The sequence below is a fragment of the Psychroserpens sp. NJDZ02 genome, from assembly GCF_004843725.1.
Taxonomy (GTDB): domain Bacteria; phylum Bacteroidota; class Bacteroidia; order Flavobacteriales; family Flavobacteriaceae; genus Olleya.
This window is the reverse complement of sequence record NZ_CP039451.1, coordinates 2936994-2962951: the sequence shown is the minus strand read 5'-3', so window position 1 is coordinate 2962951 and position 25958 is coordinate 2936994. Positions and strand designations below refer to the sequence as shown.

The following is a 25958-nucleotide window of genomic DNA, read 5'->3' as shown; positions in this document are numbered from 1 at the left end:
CCCAAAATTAATAACTATTAAATTGACTGCAACGCTAAAACACCGCTACACTCTGTTTAATTATGTTGTTAAAGGAATCTCGATATTTATACTTGTTCCTCTATCTGGTTTAGAATCGATATGTAAGATACCTTTATAATTTTCTACTCTATTCTTAATATTTGTCAAACCAATACCTAAAGTTGTTAAAGACACATCAAAGCCAATACCATCATCTTCATAAACAAAAAATAGACCTTCATTTATAAGATCCAACTGGATATCTATTGTTTTAGCTTTAGCATATTTAAGGGTGTTTGTTGTTAATTCCTGAAAAATGGAAAACAATTCATTTTGTAAAATCTTATTTATTTTATTAATTTTTGCTTCATCATAAAAAGAAACATTTAGTGTTATATCGCTAGCTTCTTGTACAGTAGTAATATATTCCTTAATTAAAAAAACAAAATCGTTTTCTCTTATTTTTTTGGGTAGCAAATTATGTGACAAGTTCCTAACCTGCTCATACGTATCATCTAATTGACTATAAATTAATTCTAGTTTACTAGGATGCTTAGACAGCTGACTAAACTGTAGTTTTATGGCTGCCAAATTACCACCAATACTATCATGCATTTCCTGAGCAATCTTTTTACGTTCTATATCTTGCCCTCTAACAGCCGCTTTAATTAATTTTAATTCCTGATCTTTTTTTAACGATAGTACCTGCTGTTCATTAATCTCTTTTTCTTTCTGATTAAGTAAACTTTGCGCCTGTAATTTTTGGTAATAGATAATTAATAATCCCATAATAGGCACTAATAAAATAAAAAAAGCAATTAAGATAATGTATTTAATAGTCTTTTCTCTATCTAGCTCTATTGCTTTAATCGCTTCTTTTTCTTTAAGTAAAGCAATTTCATTTTTACGTTTTTTTACACCATTTTGAAGTAGTAAGACTTGATTTTCGTTTTGTTTTGCAATAATCGTTTTCTGCAGTTTGTACTTTTCAATATCTGCATCCTTATTTTTTATATTTAAACTTTTATTTAAGCTCTCTATTTGTAATAATTTAATTGTTTTTTCTTTTTCTAACGTTTTAAACCTAACTTCTAATCGGTTGATTTCTTTTTCTGTTATCGAGTTGTTTATAGAGTCTTTTATTTTGTAATATTTTTTACCATAATTATAAGCATTTCTATAATTCTGTTCTCTAATCGATAGTTTTTCCAACATAAGATAGCTATTCATCTCAGCATCTAAATTCCCCAATTCCATGGACTGCATTAACATGTTGGAGAAAATCAAAAGTGCTTCACTATCCTTTTTTTCATTAAATAATATGTTTCCTACCTTACCTAAAGCAATCAACTCTAAATTATAAAACCGATTGTCAGAACTTATTTTTTTGGCTTCATTAAAAGACGCGAGTGCCTTATCGGTATCTTTATTGACATAGTTATCACCTATATTTATTATTATATTGACTAAAGCTTCTGTGTTATACCCCTTCTTTTCACACATTTCCTTTGCTTTTTGCAAATATGTATTGGAGGTTTCAAACTTTGAAAGCGAAGAATAAATAGCCCCTAGATTAATATAACTCCCTAAAATAACTTCGTCATCGTTAGAAAACTTTACGCATTTTTCAAAAAGCGCTAAGGCCTCTTCCGTTTTATCAAGCGTTAGATAGGTACTTGCCAAACCATGGATATGCGTATAATACAAATTGGTTTCGTTATGTTTTTCGCTTAATTCGGCTCCTTTTATATAGTAGTTTTTACTTTCTTGATATAACCCCTTATTTTTATTATTTAACGCCAATAATTGATAGGACAAAATTTGTAGCCTAACGCCCAACGAGTCGTTTATGTTTTTTCTGCTATTTAGCGCTTTATGCGTGTAATAAATAGACGAATCTATAGCCACATATCTATTATGGTAATAAGCCAACAGTAAGTTGGTATTTGTTACCGATTTATCAGATTTAAAAGTAGGTAACAACGCATGCGCTTGCTGGTATGCCTTTTTATCTAAGCCACTATTAAAATAATGAAAAAGCTGTGCCACCTTTTCGCCTTCACTGACTTTATCAGACGCAGTATCCTGAGCCATACTAAGAGAAGTAAAGCTAACAAAAAGAAAAATAACGATGTATTGATACGTAAATGACATAGCGCAAATGTAGCTATTACAATGCATATCACCATCCCTGAATATAGGGTTTTATCAGTTTTTGGGGTACCAATAGACAAGGGAAACACGCACCTGGCCAAAAGCGATCATCAACTTAACCCAAAGCAATCTGTAAACCCATAAGTACAAATACAAAACCACTAACCCGATTTAGCCAAATCCCAGAATTTGGATGCCCTTTAATTTTAGTTGAAAACGTACTAGCAAACACCGTTAACGTCACATACCAAACCACACCAATTATTGCAAACGTAATACCCAATACTATAAACGGAACAGGATCTTGTAATTTAGACGGTGTAATAAACTGAGGGAAAAACGCCAAAAAGAATAATGCAACTTTAGGATTTAACGAGTTGGTAAAAAAACCTGACCAAAAATCGTTTTTAATCGTGCTGGTAACCAATAGATTATTATTTTCTAAAGCTAATGCTGATGTATCTCTATACTTTTTAACACCTATATAAATTAAATAAGCTGCACCAATATATTTAATGACCATAAAGGCTATTGCAGATTTTGCAATTAAAACAGATAAGCCCAAAGCCGATAAACACGTATGCGTTAACACACCTGTATTAATACCCATTGCTGATACTATTCCGGACTTACGACCCTGACTTATAGATTTATTCAAGACAAAAACTGTATCCATCCCTGGTATCATTACAAAAAAAGCTGCGGTAACCAAAAAGGTTATAAAATTTTCAACACCTAGCATCATTTTAAAATTTAGAATTAGTATAAAACTTTACACAAAGAAAATAGGATGCTACTTATTAAAAAATACATATTTTTGATTCAGTAATGCAAAAAACGCATTTGTTATGACCACACAACAAATAAAATATTTTTTGGTGTTAGCGGACGAGCTTCACTTTTGGAACACTGCCGAAAAAGTATACATCTCGCAATCCTCATTAACCAGACAAATACAAGCACTGGAAGACGAGTTAGGGTTTTCACTATTCGAAAGAAATAAAAGAAACGTCAAACTTACCGATGCTGGAAAGTTTTTACAACAACATTGGGCCAAAACCATCAACGAGTTGGACCATATTTACCAACAAGCCAAAAAAATTAATCAAGGCGATGCTGGTGTCGTGTCTATATCCTATCCGGGTTCCATCACCTTTAGTTTACTTCCTAATTTTCTAGACCTTATTACAACCAATTTACCAGATCTTAAATTAGAATTAGCCGAACTTACCGACGAAAACCACGAAAAACTACTCTTAAATTACCAAACAGACATTGCGTTTAGTCGCGACACTATTTCGCATATTAATATACAATCCCTTAAATTATTTACAGAGCCCATTTGCATTGCTGTACCTCAAGACCATTGGCTAAATGCGGATACGGTTAACAATATAGACAAACTGCAACACGAAAACTTTATACTTTCAGGCTTACACCAAACCACCTATTTTTCATCTTTACTACGTAATTTGTTTAATCAGTATGGTTTTGAACCCAAAATAAGTATCGAATCCGATTTTGGTGGTATGATTTTAAATCTGGTATCCAAAGGACTTGGTATTTCTATTTTACCGCATTCCTTTAAATACTCCAAATTTAATAATGTGCGTTTTATAGATTTAGACCAACAAATCGATTTGTATATCCATTGGCGAAAAAACGAAGTTAATAAAACCATAACTAAGGTTATAGACTTTGCTAAACAGTTGGACACAACAGGCTATAATTAATTTTAAATCCAGTCAAAAAAATTAAAGTAAAACCACATTAGTTGCCAAATGACAACACCGTTATCTTAAAAAAAAGTGTCCTTTGTAAACTAATAAACACACCACTTTATGATATTGTTTGTATAGATAATGGCGATGCTTTACCACAAATTCAAAAATGTAATCTGACATTATTAAATAGGATACCCGTTGGTGGTTTTATTTATATGCAACCACTAAACACAGCATTACACCAAGATTATTTACTTAAAGCAACACAAATAACCGCTGTTTAAGTCACTTGTTTTGTAGACCGTTATTAGCTTAATAATTGCATTTATATTACTTAAAAACCGCCATGCAATTGTATGGTGGTTTTTTATTTGGTTTTTGGTAACTTCGTTTCTAATAACTTATTAATATAAATAAACTCTCTATATGTCTTTATACTTATGGGATATGAGTAATAAAAGCTATTATAAAACGAGTTGTGTGCCATTCGACAAAATTTTGCCAACATACCACTTTTTGGTATATTTAATGTAAATAGTTTTAAAATGAACAAAAACACATCAATATCACTCGGAAATTATTTCGACCAATTTGTGCAAAGTAGCATAAGTAAAGGAAGGTTTAAAAACGTTAGTGAAGTTATCTGTGCAGGCTTAAGACTTTTAGAAGAAGAAACTAAGGTGATTGCATTGAAAAAAACAATTCAAGAAGGAATTGACAGCGGAATAGCACATGACTTTGACCCTAAAAAACATCTCGAATCCCTTAAAGCCAAAAAGCACTCGAATGGCTTAATATAAATTAACAAACAAAGCTGTTGAGGATTTATCAAAGATTTGGGATTATACATTTGAGGTTTGGTCAGAAAAGCAAGCTGACAAATATTACGATGAACTAATTTATAATTTCCAAGAAATTGCTGAAAATTCAGATTTAGGAAAAAACTACGAAGGAATAACAACTCAACTTTTCGGAATAAAAGCAAATCGACATATTATTTTCTACAGAACTTTAAGCAAGGATTATGTAGAAATAACTAGAATTTTGCACGAAAGAATGGACTTAAAAAAAAGAATAGCAGAATAATACTACCGCCAACGCCATATATAATTTATTGCTGGCTTCTAGATCACTTACCAGCATCCTTACGGAATATTCTATCAGTATTTTATTTGCTAACTTATTTACTTAAAGCAACACAAGTAACCGCTGTTTAAGTCACTTGTTTTGTAGACCGTTATTAGCTTAATAATTACAGTTATATTACTTAAAAATCGCCATACAAAAGTATGGTGGTTTTTTGTTTGTTGTAATAGTTGGTTTTTATGCGGTTTTTGGTAACTTCGTTTTGCTTATAATTTTTAATATAAATAAACACCCTATATCCCTTTATACCTATAGGATATGAGTAATAAAAATTATTATAAAACAAGTTGACGGTAATTTTAACATACCAAACATCAAAGAAAAAAAATGAACGAATATTTAAAATCATTTAATTTATTTACCGACATAGAGATTAATGATTTCTTGAAGTTATCTCAAACTATTTTATTAAAAAAAGGCGATTTATATATTAATAATAATCAAATTTGCGACTCTATAGCTTTTGTCAAAAGTGGAATCTTTCGTTCTTATTATTATTCAAATAATGACGATGAAATTACATATTGTTTCACTTTTCCAAATAAACTATTAATGGCTTATTCGTCATTTATTTCGCAAAAAAAATCTGAAGAAAATATTCAAGCTCTGACAGATGCTGAAATAATTTCAATACCAAAAGCAACGTTAGAAAATTTAGCCAAATCAAATAGTAATTGGTTGCGTTTTTTGAAAATTATTGCCGAAAAAGAATATGTTGAATTAGAAAAATGGATATTTAATCATCAAAAAGACAAAGCTCAACAACGCTATTTAGATTTAATTACAACACAACCTGAATATATCAAAGAGATTCCACTACATTATATAGCTTCTTACCTAGGCGTTACGCAACGTCACCTTAGTCGTATAAGGGCAAATATTACGTATTAGACAAATGTCCTCTTCTTAAACCTTTAGTACTTCATAAATTTGCATATAATTTAAAAACAAATATTATATGAAAACAATAATTTTAATTGGAGCAAACGGAAAAATGGGACAAGCTGCTTTAACTGGTCTTGGAAAACATAAAATTATAACCGCTGGACGATCTGCCGATAATTATGACTTTCAAGTAGATATTACAAGCGAAGCATCATTAAGAAAATTATACGAAGATGTTGGTCATTTTGATGCTGTTGTAAACACTGTTGGTGTTTGTGAATATGCAAATTTTACTGAAATGACCGAAGAACAATGGATGAGTATCATTTTAAGTAAAATGATGGGACAAATAAACATTGTACGTATTGGTCAAGAATATATTGCAGATAAGGGATCATTTACTTTAATAACAGGAATTTTAAATACTAAGCCTATACCTTTTGCAATTGCTGATGCTACTACTAGTGGCGCTATTGATACATTTGTTAAATGTGTTGCTTTTGAAATGCCAAGAGGAATCCGAGTAAACTCAATAAACCCAACTGTTTTAGAAGAAGCTTGGGATGTTTATGGTGAAATGATGCCTGGTTTTGAGCCAGTTCCTGGAAAGTTAGTAGGTAAAGCTTTTGAACGTTCGGTTGATGGATTTATTACGGGTCAAGTAATTTTTGTAGATGCATAAATAAAAACTACCGTCAACGCCGTATATAATTAATTGCTAAGTCCTCACCTATTTACAAAAGTCTGTGAGGACTTTTTAATTAGTTATTATTTACTAAATTAGTTGTTTGAAACACGCAACTAACCATACATAATCACGTTGGCAGTAAAACTGACCCGTCCTGAAATAAGGCTACATAATTTTAAACATTATGTATAGAAATGACAAAGTAATTAGACGTTACAGCGAACCTTTTAAGTTAAAAATTTTAGCCGAACTTACAATCGGAAAACACACAAAGAGTGAACTTTGTAAACTCTACTCTATTGCACCTACAACTGTGAACGTGTGGATTAAAAAGTACAATCGTAAAGACTTAATGAACACCAGAGTAAAAGTGGAAACAAAAGACGAAATATCTAGAATTAAAGCACTTCAAAAAGAAATTGAACAGCTTAAAAAGTTACTACTTAAAAAGGATCTCGATGCTATGGTAGAAGAATCCTATCTAGAAGTAGCTGCTGAAGATTTAGGTTATAAATCTATTGCTGAACTAAAAAAAAAGTTAAGTATAAAGCCTTAATAAAAGCCAAAGAGAAATCTAAGGGATTTGCTTCTTTGACAACTATAACCCATTGTTTTGGACTTAAACGCAATGCTTATTACAAGCATAAAAACAGAGCTGATAAGCGTTTAAACCTAGAACTACAGATTATTAATATCGTTAGAAAAAGACGCAAATCCCTTCCTAGAGAAGGCGTGAGAAAACTTGTAAAATCATTAAAGGCCGATTTTAATAAAGCCAAGATTAAAGTTGGTAGAGATACTTTATTTAATGTGCTTAGAAAACATCAAATGCTGACACTTAGAAGGAAAACCAGTGCTAGAACTACAAACTCTTATCATCGTTTTTACAAATATAATAACATCATTAAAGACTTAGAAGTTACTAGAGCTAACCAAGTTTGGGTATCTGATATCACATACATTAGAACCATAAAGGGCTTTTGCTACCTGGCTTTAATAACAGATATGCATTCAAGGAAAATAGTTGGTTATGATATTAGTGATAGCTTGGAACTCAAAGGATGTGTGAGAGCGCTTAATAAGGCTATTTATCAAGCTAAAAATATCAAAGAATTAATACATCATTCAGACAGAGGAATACAGTATTGTAGCAATGTTTATACACAAATACTCAAAAGAAAAAAAATAGATATTAGTATGACAGAAGAAAATCATTGTTACGAAAACGCAATGGCAGAACGCGTAAATGGAATTTTAAAAGATGAATTTTATCTCGACCAAACCTTTGATAACGTGAGTCACGCAAAGAGAGCTGCAAAAAATGCAATTAATTTATACAACGAAGTTAGATTACATTTATCTTTAGATTATAAAACACCTAATATGGTATATAAATTATCAGCTTAATTCAATTTTAACCTGTAGCCATATTTCAGGACAAGACAAACCCTAACAAAAGTACATCTAGAACTAATGGTGGAATTAAGAAACTATCAAATTGAAATAGCTAAGCAGTATGCTGAATATAGAAATAACCCAATTATATTCGATAATGGATATGATAAAGTTCCTAATCCTTTCACGTTAAAAGACGCTAAAGAGTTTATAAACCTGCAACTTAAAAAAGAACTTCCACAAAGAAAATTAATATATTGGAAAGGTCTATTCGTAGGAGAAATTGGAATTGAAATTAAGGAAGATGTATTTAGATTAAGTGCAGAAATGGGATATTTTATTGGAGAGCCTTTTTTGGGAAAAGGAATTGCTTCTGAAGCAATAAAACTAATGACAGATTATGTGTTCAATAATTTTAATATTATAAGAATTGAGGCTGGCGTTTTTGATTTCAATAGACCATCCATGAGAGTACTAGAAAAAAATGATTTTAATTTAGAAAGCATTAAAAGGAACGCTGTTATCAAAAATGGGAAAATTATAAATGACCATATTTGGGTTAAACTAAAGGAATTAAAAGAATAATACTACCGTCAACGCCATATATAATTTATTGCTGTCTTCTAGACTACTTACCAGCATCCTTACGGAATATTCTATCAGTATTTTATTTGCTAACTTATTTACTTAAAGCAACACAAATAACCACTGTTTAAGTGACTTGTTTTGTAGACTGTTATTAACACACTTATCATAGCTATCTAATTATAAAGCCACTATGCAAAAGCATGATGGTTTTTTGTTTGTTGTAATGGTTGGTTTTTATTTGGTTTTTGGTAACTTCGTTAGGCTATTAACTAATGTGTTGGAAAGCATCAAAAAACTTTCTTTCTTATTTCATAAACTATGAAATATGAATGAATAAAGCTGATTTTCTTTTTTTTTCTAGTATTAATTGAGGTAAATCGTAAAAAGTTTTAAATAAAACAACATATTTTTAGAAATAAAATATGGAGATAACCGAAAAGCTACTGATTGAATTACAAAACCGACTAAAAGTTGGTAGCCGAAGAGGAGTACATTTAAATGCAATTCCAGCTCGTTCAAGGTACAAGTTTGACCTAACACGATTATCTCACATTGACGAAAACCTTCCCACAAATTTTATTAATGCATTATTAACCGAATTACCTTTAAAATTTAAAATTAGTTGGAAAGATAATGTTCCCGATTTGAATTCACTTTTTGAAGATGATCAAACACAATTGGTAAAAATCACAAAGTCTTTTGAGAATCTAATCAATCAAACAGATGCAATAGAATCGGAAAAAGGAATAAATACATTTGGTTTTGGTTTTCCAATACTTGTAAGACGTGACCAATCAGACAATAAATTAACTGTTGCACCAATTTTAATTTGGTCATTAAGAATAAGAAGAACAAAAGAATTTAATACTTGGGAAATACTACGAACAGAAGACGACCCAATTTATATCAATGAGGTTCTAATAAATCATTTACAAAATGATTCCAAAATTGAAATCAATCAAATTTCTAGTGAGTTTTTAGATGATGGTTTAATTGATAAAAGTGAACTTTTAGATATTTGTGTAAATATCATTGAATCCATAAATAGCTCAATTCCAGATGACCTTCGTGAAACATTTGAGAAAAAACTAAATAAAGTAAAATCTATTCCAGAAAAGAAATATTACGAAAAGCTACCATTAACATCTAATAATTCATTTATAGATTTTGGCGGACTTTTTTCAATTTTTGAGGTTCAGAAGCAAAATATTATACACGATTATTCGAATTTACTAGAATTAAAAGGTGCTACAATTGACCTTGAGGATATGGAAGAACATACATTTCAACCAATATCATCAGTCGAAACTGACCCATCACAACAAGGAATTTTACATTCTTTAAAAGCTTCTCGAAACATTTTAATTCAAGGACCACCAGGAACAGGAAAAAGTCAATCGCTTACAGCTATTTTAGTAAATGCTCTAGAGAATCAAAAAAAGACAATTGTTGTCTGTGAAAAACGGACAGCTTTGGAAGTATTGCACAATGCCCTAAATGAAAAGGGTCTTAATTATCAATGTGTACTTTTAAAAGATATTGTTAAAGACAGAAGAGTCGCAGTTGATTCGGTAAGAGATAGAATTGATAATTCCTCATATCGCAGATATAGATATACACATTCCAAAGAAACTTTAGACAACATAATTGAAAAGTCAAAAAACTTAATTGATTCAATAAACAAGAAACACAAAAAATTAGGTACAAATTTAGTCGGTAATAAAAATTGGACTCACATTGTCGGATCACTATTGTCAGAATTAAAAGACAATTCAGAAGAATACAATCTTGATTTAGCAAAAGACACATTCAGTTATGAATCATCTGAACTAAATCAATTATTAGAACTAATTAGAAAAGGGCAAAATTTATATGACGAGTTTAAACCTCATATAAACCTTTCTTTTATCAACTCTGCAAAATTAGTTGGAGACAATCCATTTATTGTAGAACAACAAATTGAAGAAGATTTTTCAATCTATAAGAAAGAGTTGAAAATAATATTAGATGACATTTCAAGCTATGAAGTAGAATATTATAAAATTAGAAATGAGCAATTTAATTTACAAAAAACTTCAATTAGTGATATTGAAAATTCTATTCAAAACATCCTAACAAAACACGAAGCAAACAACGATTTTTTTGATGAAGAAAAAACAAATGGATTTTTATTTAAAACTATTTCTATCTTCTCAAAAGAAAAGAAAACTACACTTAATGAGCAAAAAACAACATATACACTTTTTGAAGATTATTCACTAAAAACTAATCATAGCAAAGACTTTGAAAGTATTAATTTTTCTAAATCAATTAAAGAAAATCAAGGTATTCTCAAAAATCACAAGTTAATTACGGAGAGAATTGACAAAGAGTTTCAGTCAAAAATAGAAAATGAGTACAAATTCTTAAACTTACTTGAATCAACTGAAAAGGAATTTGACACAGAACTACTACAAACAATAAAATCAAACTTCAATAATTTAAAAACTAAAATAGAAGAACAAAATTGGACTAACAAAAAAGTGAATGGAGATTCTCACAACGTGTTAAGTTCTCAAATTCAGACTTTATTAGATTCAAAAGAACAATTTTCAGCAAATGAAAATGACCTTTTTTCAATTGAGTTTAAGTGGTTTCAATTTTACAATTCATTATCAGCAGATAATAAACTAATCATTGACCAATTAAAGGAAAAAACAAATTGGAGAAAAATATTTTTAATATTCTATCTTAATTCTATGCTTGTAAATTCTGCGAATACAGATTTACCAACAAATGATAACGACCATATTGAATTAGGAAAATCTTTGTCTGAACTTGAAAAAGAACAGATTAAATATATTAGAGAATATTGGTTCTCAAAACAAATAGATGCAACCAGAGATTTTGACAATAAGAATCCAAGTTTAGCTGTCGAAAATCTATACAACAAACGAGCAGGTAAAAGACATAAACGATTATCCTTACGAGAAATAGTAAAGTTGGATATGGATTTATTCACAACTTTTTTTCCAATAATTCTTACAACACCAGACGTAGCAAGTAATCTCTTTAAAGGCAAAAATCAATATTTTGATATTGTTATGTTTGATGAAGCAAGTCAATTAAAATTAGAAGATAATTTACCAGCACTTTTAAAAGGGAAACAAATTATCATTGCAGGAGACGAACACCAAATGCCACCTTCAAATTATTTCAGCAAAGTATTTGACGGTTTGATTGATGATGAAGATGAATTTGAAGACGAAATAGATAAAATTAAAAACGACATAAGTAATTCACTTTCAGATTGTGAATCACTTCTTGATTTTGCATCCGAATTAGGTTTTGAGAAAAAACATTTAGACTTTCATTATCGTTCAAGACATCCTTATCTAATTGATTATTCAAATTATGCCTTTTATAATCAAAGGTTAAAACCACTTCCAAACAGTTTTGATTACATTCCAATAAAATATGTTCCCGTAAATGGCACATATTCTGACACTTCCAATGACGCAGAAGCTGAGACAATTCTGTCCATTATTGATAACAATATTTCAAGACTTCCAAACGGAGAATATCCAACAGTTGGAGTGGCAACTTTCAACATCAATCAAAGAAACCTAGTTTTAGGTAAGATTAATGAAAGAAGAAAATTTGAAAAATATAAAGATTTTAATAACAAAATAGTTGAACTCGAAGAAAACGGTTTTTTTGTCAAAAATTTGGAAAATATTCAAGGAGACGAAAGAGATGTAATTATTCTATCAACCACTTATGGAATTAATAAAGAAGGGAAATTTGCCCAAAGATTTGGCTCAATAAATCATAAAAAAGGATACAAACTTTTAAATGTTATTGTTACAAGAGCAAAATATAAAGTATATGTATGTTCTTCCATTCCAGAAGATGTGTTTTTAAATTATAAAGAGCATTTAATCAATGAAGGTTCAAATAACAGAAGAGGAGCTTTATATGCCTATTTAGCATACTCAAAAGCTGTTAGTGAACAAGACAATGAAGCAAGAATTTCTGTTTTAAATACACTTGCAGAAAATTCTACAAAAAGTACTACAATCGACAACTTAAATGAAGACCTCGAATCACCTTTTGAGGAGGAAGTTTATGAAGCTCTAACCGAATATTTTGACGAAAAAAATATAATTCCTCAACTTCAATTTGCAGGATTTAGAATTGATATGGTTTACGATACTAAACATATTGGACTTCCTAAAATCGCAATAGAATGTGATGGAGCCTCTTATCATTCTAGTCAAGAAGCATATTTACACGATAGTCACAGACAAAAGATTCTTGAAGGACACGGTTTTGTATTCCATAGAATATGGAGTACAAATTGGTGGAGAAACCCACAAAAGGAAACAAAAAAACTAGTCGAATTTATAAGAAGTATCGAAAACAGTAGTCCATCAATTTTTGAAGATAAATCAAAAACAGGATTAGCTTTTACAGATAACATCACAATAGTCGAAAATGAACTTTCTAAAGTTTCTCAACATCTTAAAAAAGATTTAAAGCAAACGATACAAGCTGTAAGTAAAAAAGAGGAAGTTCAAACAACATTATTTAAAGAAACTATTACTGTTAATAGCAAAGTGAAAGTAAATTATTTGAATATTAACAAAGATTTGAAAGTTCATTTAGTAGACGGAGTTGTCTCAAAACCTGAAAAATCAAATGGTATTCAGAAAATAAATATTAAAACACCTTTAGGAGTTGCCTTAAACGGAAAATCTGTTGGCGATACTGTGAAAATTGGTGGATTAGATAAATACGTTAGAATATTAGAAATAAAAAATTGAAAACTTATAAATTCAAAGTTTAAAAAAGCTACACTAGTAATCATCAAAATTAAATAAACCACAAAGAAGTAGTTTGACACACCAAGCCCGATACCAATTAACATAAAAATTAAGTCTTGACAGTTACGACCACAACAATGTCAAAGTATTTCTAAAAATGCCCAACAAAAAAGACCTAAAAGAAGTTGCAAAACTGTTTTTCAAATTAGGACGCATTGCTTTTGGTGGTCCTGCAGCCCATATTGCGATGATGGAGGGCGAAGTGGTTAAAAAAGAAAATGGATGACACCTCAACATTTTCTGGATTTGGTTGGTGCTATTAACTTAATTCCTTGAATTATGGGATAAAACAAAAAAAAAACCAATCAGTCACTAATTTAGTAGAATGACCAAACCTTTACTAACGTGAGACACGCAAAGAGAACTGCAAAAAACACAATTAATTTATACAACAAAGTTAGATTACATTTATCTTGTAGATTCTAAAACACCTAATAGGGTATATCAGTTATCAGTTTAATTCAATTTTAAGCTGTAGCCATATTTTAGTACAAGACAGTAACCACAAAACTCAATAAAATGACTAACAGAATTTTGCTATTTGTGTATTTTGTAGTTTCATTACTCTTTGTATTAGGAATCCTATTAACCTTTTATGATTATAATTATTTAGGATATTATTCTGACAAAATTATTAATGGGCTTTGGTTAGGATTTACATTAATAATAATATTTAAGTTTTGGACTAAAAAATTAGTGAAAATATTTTTCTTCACATTAGTTTCTGTTGTGCTATTAAGTATTCTTCCAATGGCAATTCCTTTTTTTGGTATTGTCAATTATTTTACTAACTCAGGAGATTATCAGCAAATTCAGTTAAATTCTAATTATAGAATAGAAAGAACAAGACACCATCCACTATCAAAGGAACGTATTTATGTCTATGAAAAGAAAGGACTTTTAGAAAAAAATATTTGCAGACCTGGTTACTCTCAAATAGCGGAAAGAGTTTTAAACATCAATACTTTTGACAATTTAATTACTACTGACTCTTTAGTTATTAAAAACGCCAAATTAATTGGAGTAAATAATGAGGAAATAGAAATCGAATATCAGATTTTAGATAAGAAAGCGAGTGTAAAACATAAACTGAATACTAATGATGGATATTAAAAAAATAGTCCATCGGAACAGCTTTACAACTCTTGTGATGCTTCCTGTTTGGTAGAAAATATACAATATTTTTATATCTTACGCGATCAACACAAACCACGGTGCCTAATTTTACCCTCATGCTATTCCTATATTTAAAGATTGGCGCTAACTAAAAAAGAAATAAAATGAAAAAAAAGATGCTATTAATTTTTATCATTTCAGTTGCATTATCATGTAATTCAAACAAAGATCGAGAAAAACTAGTGCAATTAGAGCAAGAATTAGAGATTCAAAAAAACAAAAATGACTCCTTGCTACAAAGTAACATGTCTTTAACCTTAGAGAAAAAAGAACTTGCTGTAAACAAAGAAGATTTAATGTATAATTATGTCAAAGAGGAAAGTATTAGTTATTTGTTAGAAAAGGATTCGTGGATTACCACAGATAATAAAAAACTACTAGCATTTATCTTTGAAGACATGAATTTAGAAAAAGACGACCTAGAAACCGCCATAAGAACTAGTTGGATGTTTTATCCAGCGTATGGAGAAAATCCATTTTGGTCTGAAGATTATTTTGCCAATTATATGATGGCTAAGATTAATAGAAGCCCCGAATCCTTAGAGAAAATTTTCACTACAGAAATAAAAGAATTAGCCTATTCTGTTTTTAAACAGAATAATCTTTATAAAAATTGTGGTGCGTATTCTATAGTTAAGTCATTATTACTAGCCTATGAAGATTTCAAAAATGATAAAGCACCCTTAACACAAATTTATCAATTAGCCTCTAAATCTAATCCAGATGATGATGCTATAGAAGCAATAATTAAGTCTATGGCAACTAAAGAAATCTTAGATGCTTTAAGCGATTCCAATTACACTACTTATAAAAAGTACGCGTTTACAAGGCAAGAAACTAGACTTTTTACTATCTATACTTTTTGGGCCAGAAGATATCATGAGGGTAATTTAGAATTTGCACATTCCATATTAAAAGAATTACACCAAAACATAACTAATGAAGACGTTTTAGCGAATTCTGATCAAATGACTGACGATTATAACCAAATGCAATAAGAATAAAGGTGGATAATACAACTTTTAAATGGAGACAATAAGATATAGAAAACCTACTACAATTGAACAAAACATAATTGAAAAGACGATAAAATCTCACAGAAACGGTCAAGTAGTATTGTTATTGCTATGGTTAATTCTATCTATTGTTCTAGTATTTCTTATAGCTGATACTATTAAGCATTTTCATTTTATGCATCTTTTTCTTTTTTTATTATTAGGAGGACTTATTTTAGCAATGTTATCTTCTTGGTTTGCGATAAAGGGAGCAGGCATAAAAAATTCATGCTTAGTTTATATAGAAAAAGGAGATTGGAATCTTGTTCTTCCAGAGAACTTAAGAAGTCCTTATAAAATTACAGTTAATGATAAAAATATATTCTTTCCTTTTAAAAAGTTTTACAGAGAGCCCAAAGTCGAAAAAGAATTTATAACTTTTGAATATGTCAAAATCTTTGAATTCCCACCAATGTTTATGGATCACTATATGTTTGTTGCTATTAATGATAGATTTTTGAATGAAAAGGATATATAAATATATTTAACCTATAACAATCATAAGTCTTATTGATTTAAGTAACATTATTGTTATTCCGATTAATTATAAATCGATTAAAATGGGTAATAAAAACACGTCAGTTAAAAGCTATCAAAACACGGTTAATCAAAGTAACTATAATAATCCAAGCTTCCGTAAAATAGACAAAAAAAAGACGAAAACTATTTAGTTTTCGTCTTCAGGCTTAATAAATTCTGATTGGTATTTCTCTAAAAATTGTTTTTGTCTTGCAAACATTTGTGCCTTGATTTTTTCAATATCCATGTAATCCTGACCAAACGTACTTCCGAAAAAATCATCATTAAAATAATGCTTATAAAAAAGGGAATCTTCAGAAAAAACGGGATCAAATCCTTCATTTTCAAAATCTGAAAAGGCTGTAAAAAATCTTGATTTAAAAGCTTGCAGCACACTATCCTTTTCGACATTGGAAAGCGTATCCAAATTATGACTAGATGACCAAGAATAGATACTATCGTATCGCGTTAAATTCCCATTTTCATCAAATGCTTTATCCACCTTCCAAGTACCTTTTGGTTGTGTGCTTTTTTTATTTTCACTATCCTTGACTTCCGACGTTTTGGTGTCATTTTGTTGACCACTGCAGCTGACACTTAACAAGCCAATCATAAATAATAAAATGCCTTTTTTCATCGTTTAAAATTTTAAGTTAAATTAAATTTAGGGTCTGCTAAAAATGTATTGAACAAACCACCCGTTTCTATCGTTTTAATCAATTTATTTTGGTGAAATACTTTGACATGTCTTTCGCCATTTTTATACCAAACACATTCCAAATAATTATCATAATCTACCAAACCAAATATGGGTTCTTTTTTAGGAATGTATTTAAGAACTTGCATTTTGGGACCAATAAGCGTCCCTCTAACCTTGACCCAATCTCCGGGCTTAAATTTTCTTGGCATCGCTTTCCTATTTAAAGATTAAACATTTATAAAATAGTATAGTGGAGACCGATAAACCGGTCCCCTACTATACCTTTTATCTTACAATCATAACAAATAACTGAAGCAATTATGTAATATTAATGCTTCTGGCAGGCTTTTGTTTTGCTTCTTCTTTTTTGGGTAATAGCACATTTAAAATACCATCAGTATAACTAGCATTAATATGCTCGTCATTTACACTTTCTGGCAAAGTAAAGGTTCTTTTAAAAGAAGAATAACCAAATTCCCGACGTGTATAATGCTCGTCTTTATATTCTTTTTCAGCCTTCGCGTCTGTAGCTATTGATAATACCTGATTGTCAATAGCAACATGGAAATCTGATTTTTCAAGGCCAGGAACGGCCATTTCTACCATAAAAGCATCTGCTGTTTCTTTAATATTTACTTTTGGTAAAGTCATCCCAGTATTGAAGTTTGATGTAAATACGGAGGGCAAATCTCGATTAAAGATATCCTCTAACCAATTTGACAACATTGGACGATTTTGATTTAAATTACTGTTCGCTAAACTTCCGTTTTTAGGAACACTGACTAAATTGTTCATAATTACAAAATTTTAAATTAAACATTATTTCAAATTGAAATCCTTATTGATTTCTATGACAATAAAACAAAAAAAGTACCAAAATGAAGACACACTATTTTCTATTCTAAATTTTATTATAATTAGGTTCTTATCTGTCAAATTTTCAAAATAATTGCCATTTTTTCACTTAAAAAAATGTCATTTTGACATTTTACTCACCTCAAATAAAAATACAAAACCATAATAACAAACACTTTGCACAAATTGCAAACTCAACAACCTTAGGTTCCGATAATTTAATAGATTATTTTTTAATTATAAAAGTCTACCTTTTATTTTTAAAATATCTTTGATCTATTAAAACAAAAATTAATTGCATATAATTATGAACATACTCTTATGGCTTGCTATAGGCTTTACCGGTTTTATTATCACTTATTTTTTATTGATAGTAGTGTTTAGTCGCTATGTCAATTCGCCTAGTAAAAATAATGCGACAGCAATAAATAAAGAAAAAAGTAATCAATATTATATCGAAGACAGTAAAGTCGTCTATGTTATGGGTGGTAATTTTTTTAATATTGGAGCCAAGGAAATTGACGGCGCTGATCTTGATACTTTTATAGTTTTAGACCAAGATTTTGCTAAAGATAAGCACACCGTATATTACAACGATAGACCTATTATTGGTGCTGATCCTGATACAGCAGTCCCTATTCCAAAAACTTACAATCATCCAAGTTATAGGGCTTCAAAAAAAGAGTCCAGTGGTTTTATAAAAGACGCTAATCATGTGTATTGTGGTTCTCAGCAATTAACTATGGCAGATCCAGATACTTTTACAGCATTATGGGGTGTCTACGGTATGGATAATGACTTTATTTATTATTATAATGACTATAAAATTCCGCGAACCGATACACCAAGTTGTATTGACAACTCGAGTGCCGAAGTATTACGTATGGCTGATAAAATCTTGTACTCTGGTCAAGTCATTAGTGATCAAGGCGCACATTTTGTCTGTATGGACACGGACTATTCCAAAGATAAAGCTCATGTCTATCGCTATGGAAAGATCCAAGACGGTGTGGATGCAGAAAGCTTTAAGATTCTGTCTCCTTATTTCAGAATTGATAAAAACACAGCTTATTATTTTGACACGCCCATTATGGGAAGCGATGCTGCTACATTCCAAGTGTTGAACGAGTCCTTTTCTAAGGATAATCAGCATGTGTATTTTGAAGACCGTCAGGTAATAGATCGTAGTCCTAACTATATCAGTCGCTCTCGCGCCAAAGAGTTAAACAAAAGATGGTTGTGGCGCCCGTTGCGTATAACTAAAACCACTGTAAGACTAGTCCCGAATGCTAATGTGAGTGATATTACTAATTATTTTTATTCTTATAAAAATGACGTCTATACTTACGACGAAAAAATAGACGGTATAAAGGCGAGTGATGTGATTATATTAGATGAAGAAGAAAAATATTTTACACGTGCAAAGGACTTGTTTTTCTACTATGGTAATCCTATTCCTAATGTAGATCCTGACACCTTTATTGTTATTTCGGAACACTTCTCTAAAGACGTTAATCAAGTCTATTGGTGTCAATACCCTCTTATTAATATTAAACCAAGTCTTTTTGAATATACCGAAGGCCTAGGCGCTGAACAAAATGAACAAGGCGACTACCAATTAGCAACGTTTAATACTGATCTTTAAGCATTACTATTAGCAAACTAAAAACGCCCCTCTTTATTTACTTTTAAATTTATTGGTTACAATTATGAAAAAAATATTTTTGTTGTTCTTACTGTTTTCCTCATTAGCAAACGGTCAAAATAAAACGACAACACCCCTAATGACAAAATTTATTTCAGAATTTGATGGTATGGATTTTAATCAAATTTCTGAGTACTTAGATACAAGTATAAAAGAAGCGACTCTAGTTTTAAAATACACAAATGACGATAAAACAGAACCAAAAAACGTCGCTATTGAAGACGAGGATTATGATGAGTTATTCCATATCGACACTTCTAAAGTAACTATAGCTTTAAATCAATATAAAGACCTAATCTTTTTTCAAGTGCCTAATGATAGTACTTCTCATGTTTCTTTACGAAATGGAATTCGGGCTAACACAATAAATTTACCGCAAAACAACACTCAGAAAGTTGAAGTAAAAAATATCTATTATAAAAATGGTGACGTTAAAAAAGACAACCATGAGGCGTATTATTGTAGCTTTAATTTCCGAATGGATTGGGGCTATCACAAAATCATTGATAGTTTATCTTTAGACTACACTGTTGATTATTTGACAGCTTACGACTCCGTTACCCTATCGGCTCAAAATGATAAAGTCTCTTATAAAAATGGAACCATAAAAATCGCTAAAATAGATCACAATTATGTGTCATTTGTAATGAGTGATTTTTTAAATACATTAGATTATCACTATGTAGCCTTTAATAAAAACGGAAAACCCTTATCACGTAGCACGCGTTCTGGATCTTCAATACATCCTAACAAAATAAAAAAGAGTCTTTCTGAGGTTGTTACTTTTCTAGAAAAAGCAAAAAATAAAATCACAAAAGAAGCGTTTGATAATCCTGAAGCTTTCCAATCGTATTTGAAACGTAAAATTGTTGGTTTAGATTATTTTAGAAATCAAAACAAAAATTATTATCTAGATCTTTTTTTTAGAGGAAACATTGATAAGATTACATTCTATTTTGAAACCAATAGAAATTCAATAACAAAATCATTTATTGCTAAAAACGATCAAATAGATAATCAATTATTCCCTATAGAAAAAAATGGAAAAACTATTTTTCTGGATGAAAATTTAGTGGAGGTTTTTAAGTCTGATATAATTTCGTTAGAAAGGTTTAATAAAAATTATTATTACACAAGACCTACTATTTATGATGCCCCCTCTTATTATCATCTAAATAGTGTCGAAAAAAAATTAACGCCCATCGCAGCTAAAACAATACTTCAATTGGACAACGGGCTTCTTGCTATAAAAAACAAAGATGCAGAAGGTTTTGTTATTTACAATAATGACCATAAAATAACATTAGATAAAACCTTTAAATTTTTAGAATCTTTAGATTCTAAAAATGCAATTGCTGTTGATCTAGATGGTAATTATTATCTGGTCGACACTAAGGTTAACACAAAACTATTAAAGAACATTGTAGCTTTAGGGGATACTGCTGAAAATCTAATTCCAGCTGAAAACAAAGCTTCTAAGTCTGGATATTTAGATATAAATGGAGATATTGCCATCCCTTTTAGATACAATTGGACTAAAAAATTTAGTGAAGGGCTTGCAGCTGTAAGCAATGACAATAATCTTTTTGGATATATTGATACCAACGGAAAGCAAATACTACCATTTACATATCATTCTGCTAAACAATTTGTAAATGGCTTAACTATGGTCGAAGTCAATGGAACTAGGCAAATAATAGATGTTTCATGTAAGGTCATCACCATATCAGATAGCCCTTATGGTCAATTTAGCATGCATGAAGATGGTTTAAATACCATATATACCATGGGAAGCAAAAAATATGATGCGTTTGGAAAATTAATTATTGAAGAGTAGTATCTAAATACAACCTATTTAAAAACCATATTAATAGCACCTAAAAAAGCAACTGATTTTAATCTAAAACAACCTATCAAATCACGTTAAATGTATGTTACAAAACGTCTAGTATTCTTAAAAAAACATCTATTTAACGTATCTTTGCTACCTATTTAAAAGTAAATTTATGAAAGACCATACTATGTTACCTTATATAAAAGACGTATTACAAAATATGCCAACGGGTTGGTTGAATATTACAACACACAGGCTTGATATTTATAATGAAAAATTAGCGAAAACGGAGTTTTTAAATCAGTTTGAAGCTTTATATGAAAGTAACAATTCAAAACCAGAAGCTCTAAACGCATTACCTACTGCTTATGACTATATAAGATTAGGGCATCCGTTATCTTGTGTGTTAGAATGGGGCATTGCACACTTACATAATCTAAAATCAGAAAACGTGATCAGTTTTGATTCTAAGACAGTGCCTGTATTATCTGTTTTAAGAAAAAACCTATTAGACCACAAAAACACTCAGATTTTATACACGGGTAAACTACCAGAATGTTTTGATGCAGAAGTTATAGAAACTATTTATGGTTACAATTTCGACTTAAAACAGATTGAATCTTCTGCAGACATAACTGAGTTTGAAGGTAGCACTATCTTTATTTCTCAAGAAGACAAAATTGGGACTATTGATTTAAATCCAAATATTGACTTTTTTATCAGCCTTCACCAACATTTAGGAAGTATTTTAGTGGTTAATGGTGCCAAAAATGAAAGTTACGTTTCAGACATACAACATGTAAGAAGAAGAGAAACGGTTGCCATGACACCTGCAAATGCTATCATTGCATTAAAGGCTTTAATTGCGCAATCTTCTATTGAAAACAAAACTATAGACGAAGCAAACAAAACAAGTGTATTAAACGCTATTAAAACTGTTACAAACACCACTACAAAACCATTAGTAGCCTCTAGTGGTTTATCAATACAGTATGCCATTTTAATGGGGTTAATACATGACGCAAAAGAAAACCATAAAGGAAAAGCTATTAAAATTATTGTGCCTCCAAATTGTTATGGTGGTACAAATGATCAAGCCAGACGTGTAGCAGCTTGTATTGACAATGTGGATATCGTAGATCTACTAGTAGACGGTGATAATGATATGGTACAAAGTATCGATACCGTTTTAAATACAATTGCAGAACAAGACGCTGTACCTTATATCATTGCTGAGATACCAACAAATCCTAGAGTAGAAGTACCGGACCTTGTTAAACTTAAAGAGGCTTTAAGCAAAACACGTCAAACACCAAATGGAGAGACTGCAATTGATCCTGTTTTTATTTTGGATCAAACCTTTTGTCCTAACGTTCACTTTTTAGGTGAAGGTGATATGTTATCTACCGTTAGAACAATCTCTTTTGCCAGTGGTTCTAAATTCCCTAGTGGCGGACAATGTACTGCTGGTTATTGTGTAGGAAATACGACTACAGAAGCATTGATGGATAAAATAGAAATGCATTTAGCTATCTGTGATAACGAAGCTACCGATTTTCAATATGAAATATTAGCTAAGCAACTTCCGTCAATGACACAAAGAATTGTGGATGCGTATAAAAACACACGTGAGTTTGTAAATTACATTCATGAGGTTTTACCAGGAGCAAAAATTAATTTTGTATCAGAAGACTTAGCCGCACAAGGATTTACACCTTCTGTGTTTTCTTTAGACCTTCCTACAAAAGGAAATAACGATGAAGAAAAAGAAACCTACAAACGTGCGTTAAATTTAAAGTTGATTAATCTGATGATTACTGAAATCCCTAACGAAAGCAAGTTTTGTGTTAGTTACGGACAATTAAAAGGGTGTTACTGGACTATTCCTGCAACCTCTACTCAGGGAACGACTAAAGAAGGAGACAAAGATTATATTGTACGTGCTTCTTTATCTCCTAACCTAGATCTTGAACTTCATAAAAAAGTATTTTTACAATTTATTGAAAGTATTTAGGACGCTATTTAAATAGTAGCTATTTGATTTTAAGTAATCAACTACAATTATTAAGACTAATTATATGTATCTTTAAAAGGCATATAATTAGTCTTTTTTTTATGCTATTTTCTAATTATTGCATTGCAACTTATCAAACTATTTAAGTGAAAATCAAAAAAAACTATTTAAAAGGAAAATCCGTATTTTACGTCTCGCTAGTTGTTATTACTGTCACTAGTTTAACAGTATACTTAACCGGAATTAATTATAACCGAACCGTAACTAGTAATTTATATCTATCATTAGCTATAATAGGTACTACTCTATTTTTATTTATGACCTATGGGTTATACAAAGGAATTGGTTTAAAAGATAATTTCCCTTCATTTAAGCCTTTTAAAAAAGGGCGTTATATTTCTGATATAGGATTTTCTGGTGATTTACCTGATTTAGCTGTAGGAGATGGTATTGCAGGAGTACTAGTGTCTATTTTACTTTGGATCGCAATCACTATTGCCTTTGCCCTACTTTTACTTCTTCTTGAAGCGTTAATCTGGCTATCCTTATTTATAATTCTAGCCATGTTGTACTGGGTGTTTTTTAGAGCTTTAAAACTGGTGTTTTCCAAAGTAAAAACCACAAAAGGAGACCTTACTTTAGCTCTGCTGTATTCCATTAGTTATACCGCCTTATATTTAGGTTGGATTTTTGGAATAGTATATGTCACTCAAATATTACGATAAATCAGTACTGTTGCTAATTGTACCGCTAGTCTTCACATTTCTAGTCGCTCCATATTAAAACTACACTTAATGAAAATCACGAAATATTAGGCACAAAAAAAGCTCCTCTTTTTCAAGAGAAGCTTCTTGCTTCTGGGTGGAAGACCGGGTTCGAACCGGCGACTTTCGGTACCACAAACCGACGCTCTAACCAGCTGAGCTACAACCACCATTTGTGCGCATTTAGTAATGCGTGTGCAAAGGTAATTTATTTAGTAGTTATTCCAAACTTTTTTTGAAAAAATTTTACAATAAATCAAATAAACTATCCACCGCAGCGTAACGCTCTACTGTATAGCCTTCTGCATAATCAACATTTACCAAGCGACCTAGGTCTCTGGCTCTGTATTTAACACTATCTGTAAAGTTTTTGCTAGATATTGGTGTTTCTGGCTCTTTACTACTCGGATCAAAAAACTGAGTTTTATAAGCGAGTACACTTTTCATTTTAATATCTAGATAACCAGAAATATCTACGACAAAGTCTGGCTCGATAGTTTTCCATTGTATATAATGATACACTTGTTTTGGTCTCCATTGTTTTTGAGGCTCATTACCAATGTTTGTTTCAATTTTTATTAAACCACTTAAAAAACAAGCATCACTAACTAGCTTACTTCCTTTTCCGTGGTCAATATGCCTATCATCAATAGCATTGCATAACACAATTTCTGGTTGATACTTCCGTATCATTTTTATAACTTCTAATTGATGTACTTTATCATTTACAAAAAAACCGTCTTTAAACCCTAAATTTTCTCTGTAAGCAACACCTAATATATTTTTAGCGTCTTCAGCTTCTGCCTTCCTAGTTAATGCCGTACCACGCGTTCCTAGTTCTCCTTTAGTTAAATCAACGATTGCTACCGTTTTTCCTTTTGCAATTTCTTTAGCGATCGTACCTCCTGCTCCAAGTTCTATATCGTCTGGATGTGCACCAAATGCTAGTATATCTACTTTCATCTTATTATTATTTATTCCAATTTTCTTTTTGTTCCTCAGTTAAAAACGTCCAAGCAACCACTCTACTTTTTTTGTTACCAATATTCATAGCGATAGTTAACACCGCTGTCGCTCCTAGTTTTTTAAGCGATTGGTTTATCGTTTTAATATTATCCTTATTCGATACTAAACTAGTGTACCAGAAACTTTGTGTTTTTAACAAAGAGCTTTCATATAAATAGTTATGCAAAAAAGCTTTCTCTCCGCCTTTATACCATAACTCGTGTGCTTGTCCTGAAAAATTACGCACCATTTCATCTGTAGGCTTACCTAAGCCTTTAAGTTTACTTGTTGTTGCTTTTACAGCATCCGCCTCATTTTTAAAAAATGGAGGATTACACATGGTAACTGAAACTTTATCTGTTTCACTTAATACACCATTTAAAATATGTGCATCATCTTGTTGCTTTTTAAGCTTAATTTTATCTTGTAAGTTATTTTTATCGATAATATTCTGAGCAGATTTAAGCGCATCATCATTACTATCTACACCAATAAAACTCCAGTCGTACTCTGCATTCCCCAATAATGGATAAATACAATTTGCTCCAACACCAACATCTAATACTGTAATATTTTCTGTTAGTTTAGAACGGTCCAGTAAATCTTTAATATGTAAAATATAATCTACACGTCCTGGAATTGGAGGACACAAAAAATGATCCGGAAACTCCCAAAAATCAACATCATAATGTGACTTTAACAACGCTGCATTCAAAGCTTTTACCGCTTTAGGGTTTGCAAAATCAATTGTTTTTTTATTATTCGCGTTAGTAAACACGAATGGCTCTAAGTTAGCATACGCTACTGTAAGCTGATCAAAATTGTAATCTTCGGTATGTTTGTTTTTTTTGTGCACAATTATAGGGTTGAGAATAGTTAAGTTTAG

General features: G+C 30.7%; 24 protein-coding genes, 1 tRNA gene and 1 pseudogene. 18 read left to right on the top strand and 8 right to left on the bottom strand.

Translation table 11 applies throughout. The features are described from left to right. Positions 1 to 60: 60 nt before the first annotated feature. Together E9099_RS13080 and E9099_RS13075 are read right to left on the bottom strand one after the other, a co-directional pair. Positions 61 to 2154 (bottom strand): tetratricopeptide repeat-containing sensor histidine kinase, encoded by a 2094-nt coding sequence (locus E9099_RS13080; protein ID WP_168800752.1) that lies wholly within the window; start codon positions 2152 to 2154, stop codon positions 61 to 63. Between the two features lie 115 nt (positions 2155 to 2269). Continuing rightward, complete coding sequence (locus tag E9099_RS13075) at positions 2270 to 2899, bottom strand: LysE family translocator (RefSeq protein WP_240788898.1); 630 nt, start codon at positions 2897 to 2899, stop codon at positions 2270 to 2272. A 103-nt stretch (positions 2900 to 3002) separates the two neighbouring features. On the opposite strand from E9099_RS13075, the gene E9099_RS13070 reads away from it, so the two are divergent. From E9099_RS13070 to E9099_RS13005, 14 genes and pseudogenes are all read left to right on the top strand, one after another. Continuing rightward, positions 3003 to 3887, top strand: a complete 885-nt coding sequence (locus E9099_RS13070; protein ID WP_136583998.1) for a LysR family transcriptional regulator — start codon at positions 3003 to 3005, stop codon at positions 3885 to 3887. Positions 3888 to 3928: 41 nt separating this feature from the next. Further along, positions 3929 to 4162: a hypothetical protein gene (locus E9099_RS13065; protein ID WP_136583997.1), complete on the top strand. Its 234-nt coding sequence runs from the start codon at positions 3929 to 3931 to the stop codon at positions 4160 to 4162. 261 nt (positions 4163 to 4423) lie between these two features. Then, the gene (locus tag E9099_RS13060) at positions 4424 to 4678 is read left to right on the top strand and encodes a type II toxin-antitoxin system ParD family antitoxin (protein WP_136583996.1); all 255 of its coding nucleotides are present in this window, start codon (positions 4424 to 4426) and stop codon (positions 4676 to 4678) included. Between the two features lie 34 nt (positions 4679 to 4712). Further along, positions 4713 to 4964, top strand: coding sequence for a type II toxin-antitoxin system RelE/ParE family toxin (locus E9099_RS13055; RefSeq protein WP_136585188.1), 252 nt, complete (start codon positions 4713 to 4715; stop codon positions 4962 to 4964). A gap of 387 nt (positions 4965 to 5351) precedes the next feature. Further along, positions 5352 to 5915: a Crp/Fnr family transcriptional regulator gene (locus tag E9099_RS13050; protein ID WP_136583995.1), complete on the top strand. Its 564-nt coding sequence runs from the start codon at positions 5352 to 5354 to the stop codon at positions 5913 to 5915. A gap of 67 nt (positions 5916 to 5982) precedes the next feature. Then, on the top strand, positions 5983 to 6591 hold the full coding sequence (locus E9099_RS13045; protein ID WP_136583994.1) for a short chain dehydrogenase: 609 nt from the start codon (positions 5983 to 5985) through the stop codon (positions 6589 to 6591). A 190-nt stretch (positions 6592 to 6781) separates the two neighbouring features. After that, positions 6782 to 7153: a transposase gene (locus E9099_RS13040; RefSeq protein ID WP_100945294.1), complete on the top strand. Its 372-nt coding sequence runs from the start codon at positions 6782 to 6784 to the stop codon at positions 7151 to 7153. Between the two features lie 35 nt (positions 7154 to 7188). Beyond that, positions 7189 to 8004: an IS3 family transposase gene (locus E9099_RS13035; protein ID WP_240788886.1), complete on the top strand. Its 816-nt coding sequence runs from the start codon at positions 7189 to 7191 to the stop codon at positions 8002 to 8004. Between the two features lie 66 nt (positions 8005 to 8070). Beyond that, a complete protein-coding gene (locus tag E9099_RS13030) occupies positions 8071 to 8577 on the top strand; it encodes a GNAT family N-acetyltransferase (RefSeq protein WP_136583993.1) in 507 nt (168 codons plus the stop codon). Positions 8578 to 9002: 425 nt separating this feature from the next. Then, positions 9003 to 13385, top strand: coding sequence for an AAA domain-containing protein (locus E9099_RS13025; RefSeq protein ID WP_136583992.1), 4383 nt, complete (start codon positions 9003 to 9005; stop codon positions 13383 to 13385). A 157-nt stretch (positions 13386 to 13542) separates the two neighbouring features. Continuing rightward, positions 13543 to 13718, top strand: a pseudogene (locus E9099_RS13020) (chromate transporter); the annotation flags it as partial. 246 nt (positions 13719 to 13964) lie between these two features. Continuing rightward, complete coding sequence (locus tag E9099_RS13015) at positions 13965 to 14558, top strand: hypothetical protein (RefSeq protein ID WP_136583991.1); 594 nt, start codon at positions 13965 to 13967, stop codon at positions 14556 to 14558. Positions 14559 to 14725: 167 nt separating this feature from the next. Then, positions 14726 to 15619 carry a hypothetical protein gene (locus E9099_RS13010; RefSeq protein ID WP_136583990.1) on the top strand — a complete coding sequence of 298 codons (894 nt, stop codon included), beginning with the start codon at positions 14726 to 14728 and terminating at the stop codon, positions 15617 to 15619. Positions 15620 to 15647: 28 nt separating this feature from the next. Continuing rightward, a complete protein-coding gene (locus E9099_RS13005) occupies positions 15648 to 16154 on the top strand; it encodes a hypothetical protein (RefSeq protein WP_136583989.1) in 507 nt (168 codons plus the stop codon). Between the two features lie 189 nt (positions 16155 to 16343). On the opposite strand, the gene E9099_RS13000 is transcribed toward E9099_RS13005, so the two are convergent. The 3 genes from E9099_RS13000 to E9099_RS12990 form a co-directional block, all read right to left on the bottom strand. Then, on the bottom strand, positions 16344 to 16832 hold the full coding sequence (locus tag E9099_RS13000) for a hypothetical protein (RefSeq protein ID WP_136583988.1): 489 nt from the start codon (positions 16830 to 16832) through the stop codon (positions 16344 to 16346). A gap of 11 nt (positions 16833 to 16843) precedes the next feature. Continuing rightward, positions 16844 to 17104: a hypothetical protein gene (locus E9099_RS12995; RefSeq protein ID WP_136583987.1), complete on the bottom strand. Its 261-nt coding sequence runs from the start codon at positions 17102 to 17104 to the stop codon at positions 16844 to 16846. 109 nt (positions 17105 to 17213) lie between these two features. Beyond that, positions 17214 to 17690 carry an Hsp20/alpha crystallin family protein gene (locus E9099_RS12990; protein WP_136583986.1) on the bottom strand — a complete coding sequence of 159 codons (477 nt, stop codon included), beginning with the start codon at positions 17688 to 17690 and terminating at the stop codon, positions 17214 to 17216. A gap of 367 nt (positions 17691 to 18057) precedes the next feature. Here E9099_RS12990 and E9099_RS12985 point away from each other — a divergent pair, with 367 nt between their 5' ends. The 4 genes from E9099_RS12985 (at position 18058) to E9099_RS12970 (ending at position 24028) form a co-directional block, all read left to right on the top strand. Further along, positions 18058 to 19395: a DKNYY domain-containing protein gene (locus tag E9099_RS12985; RefSeq protein ID WP_136583985.1), complete on the top strand. Its 1338-nt coding sequence runs from the start codon at positions 18058 to 18060 to the stop codon at positions 19393 to 19395. Between the two features lie 139 nt (positions 19396 to 19534). Continuing rightward, positions 19535 to 21292, top strand: coding sequence for a WG repeat-containing protein (locus E9099_RS12980; protein WP_168800751.1), 1758 nt, complete (start codon positions 19535 to 19537; stop codon positions 21290 to 21292). Between the two features lie 169 nt (positions 21293 to 21461). Further along, positions 21462 to 23303, top strand: coding sequence for a PLP-dependent transferase (locus tag E9099_RS12975; RefSeq protein WP_136583983.1), 1842 nt, complete (start codon positions 21462 to 21464; stop codon positions 23301 to 23303). 146 nt (positions 23304 to 23449) lie between these two features. Next, positions 23450 to 24028 carry a hypothetical protein gene (locus E9099_RS12970; RefSeq protein WP_136583982.1) on the top strand — a complete coding sequence of 193 codons (579 nt, stop codon included), beginning with the start codon at positions 23450 to 23452 and terminating at the stop codon, positions 24026 to 24028. 134 nt (positions 24029 to 24162) lie between these two features. On the opposite strand, the gene E9099_RS12965 is transcribed toward E9099_RS12970, so the two are convergent. The 3 genes from E9099_RS12965 to rlmF all read right to left on the bottom strand — a co-directional run bounded on the left by E9099_RS12965 (position 24163) and on the right by rlmF (position 25928). Further along, positions 24163 to 24238 (bottom strand) — tRNA-His (locus E9099_RS12965). A 75-nt stretch (positions 24239 to 24313) separates the two neighbouring features. Continuing rightward, a complete protein-coding gene (bshB1, locus tag E9099_RS12960; RefSeq protein ID WP_136583981.1) occupies positions 24314 to 25030 on the bottom strand; it encodes a bacillithiol biosynthesis deacetylase BshB1 in 717 nt (238 codons plus the stop codon). A gap of 7 nt (positions 25031 to 25037) precedes the next feature. Then, positions 25038 to 25928 carry a 23S rRNA (adenine(1618)-N(6))-methyltransferase RlmF gene (gene rlmF / locus E9099_RS12955; protein ID WP_136583980.1) on the bottom strand — a complete coding sequence of 297 codons (891 nt, stop codon included), beginning with the start codon at positions 25926 to 25928 and terminating at the stop codon, positions 25038 to 25040. Positions 25929 to 25958 lie beyond the last annotated feature (30 nt).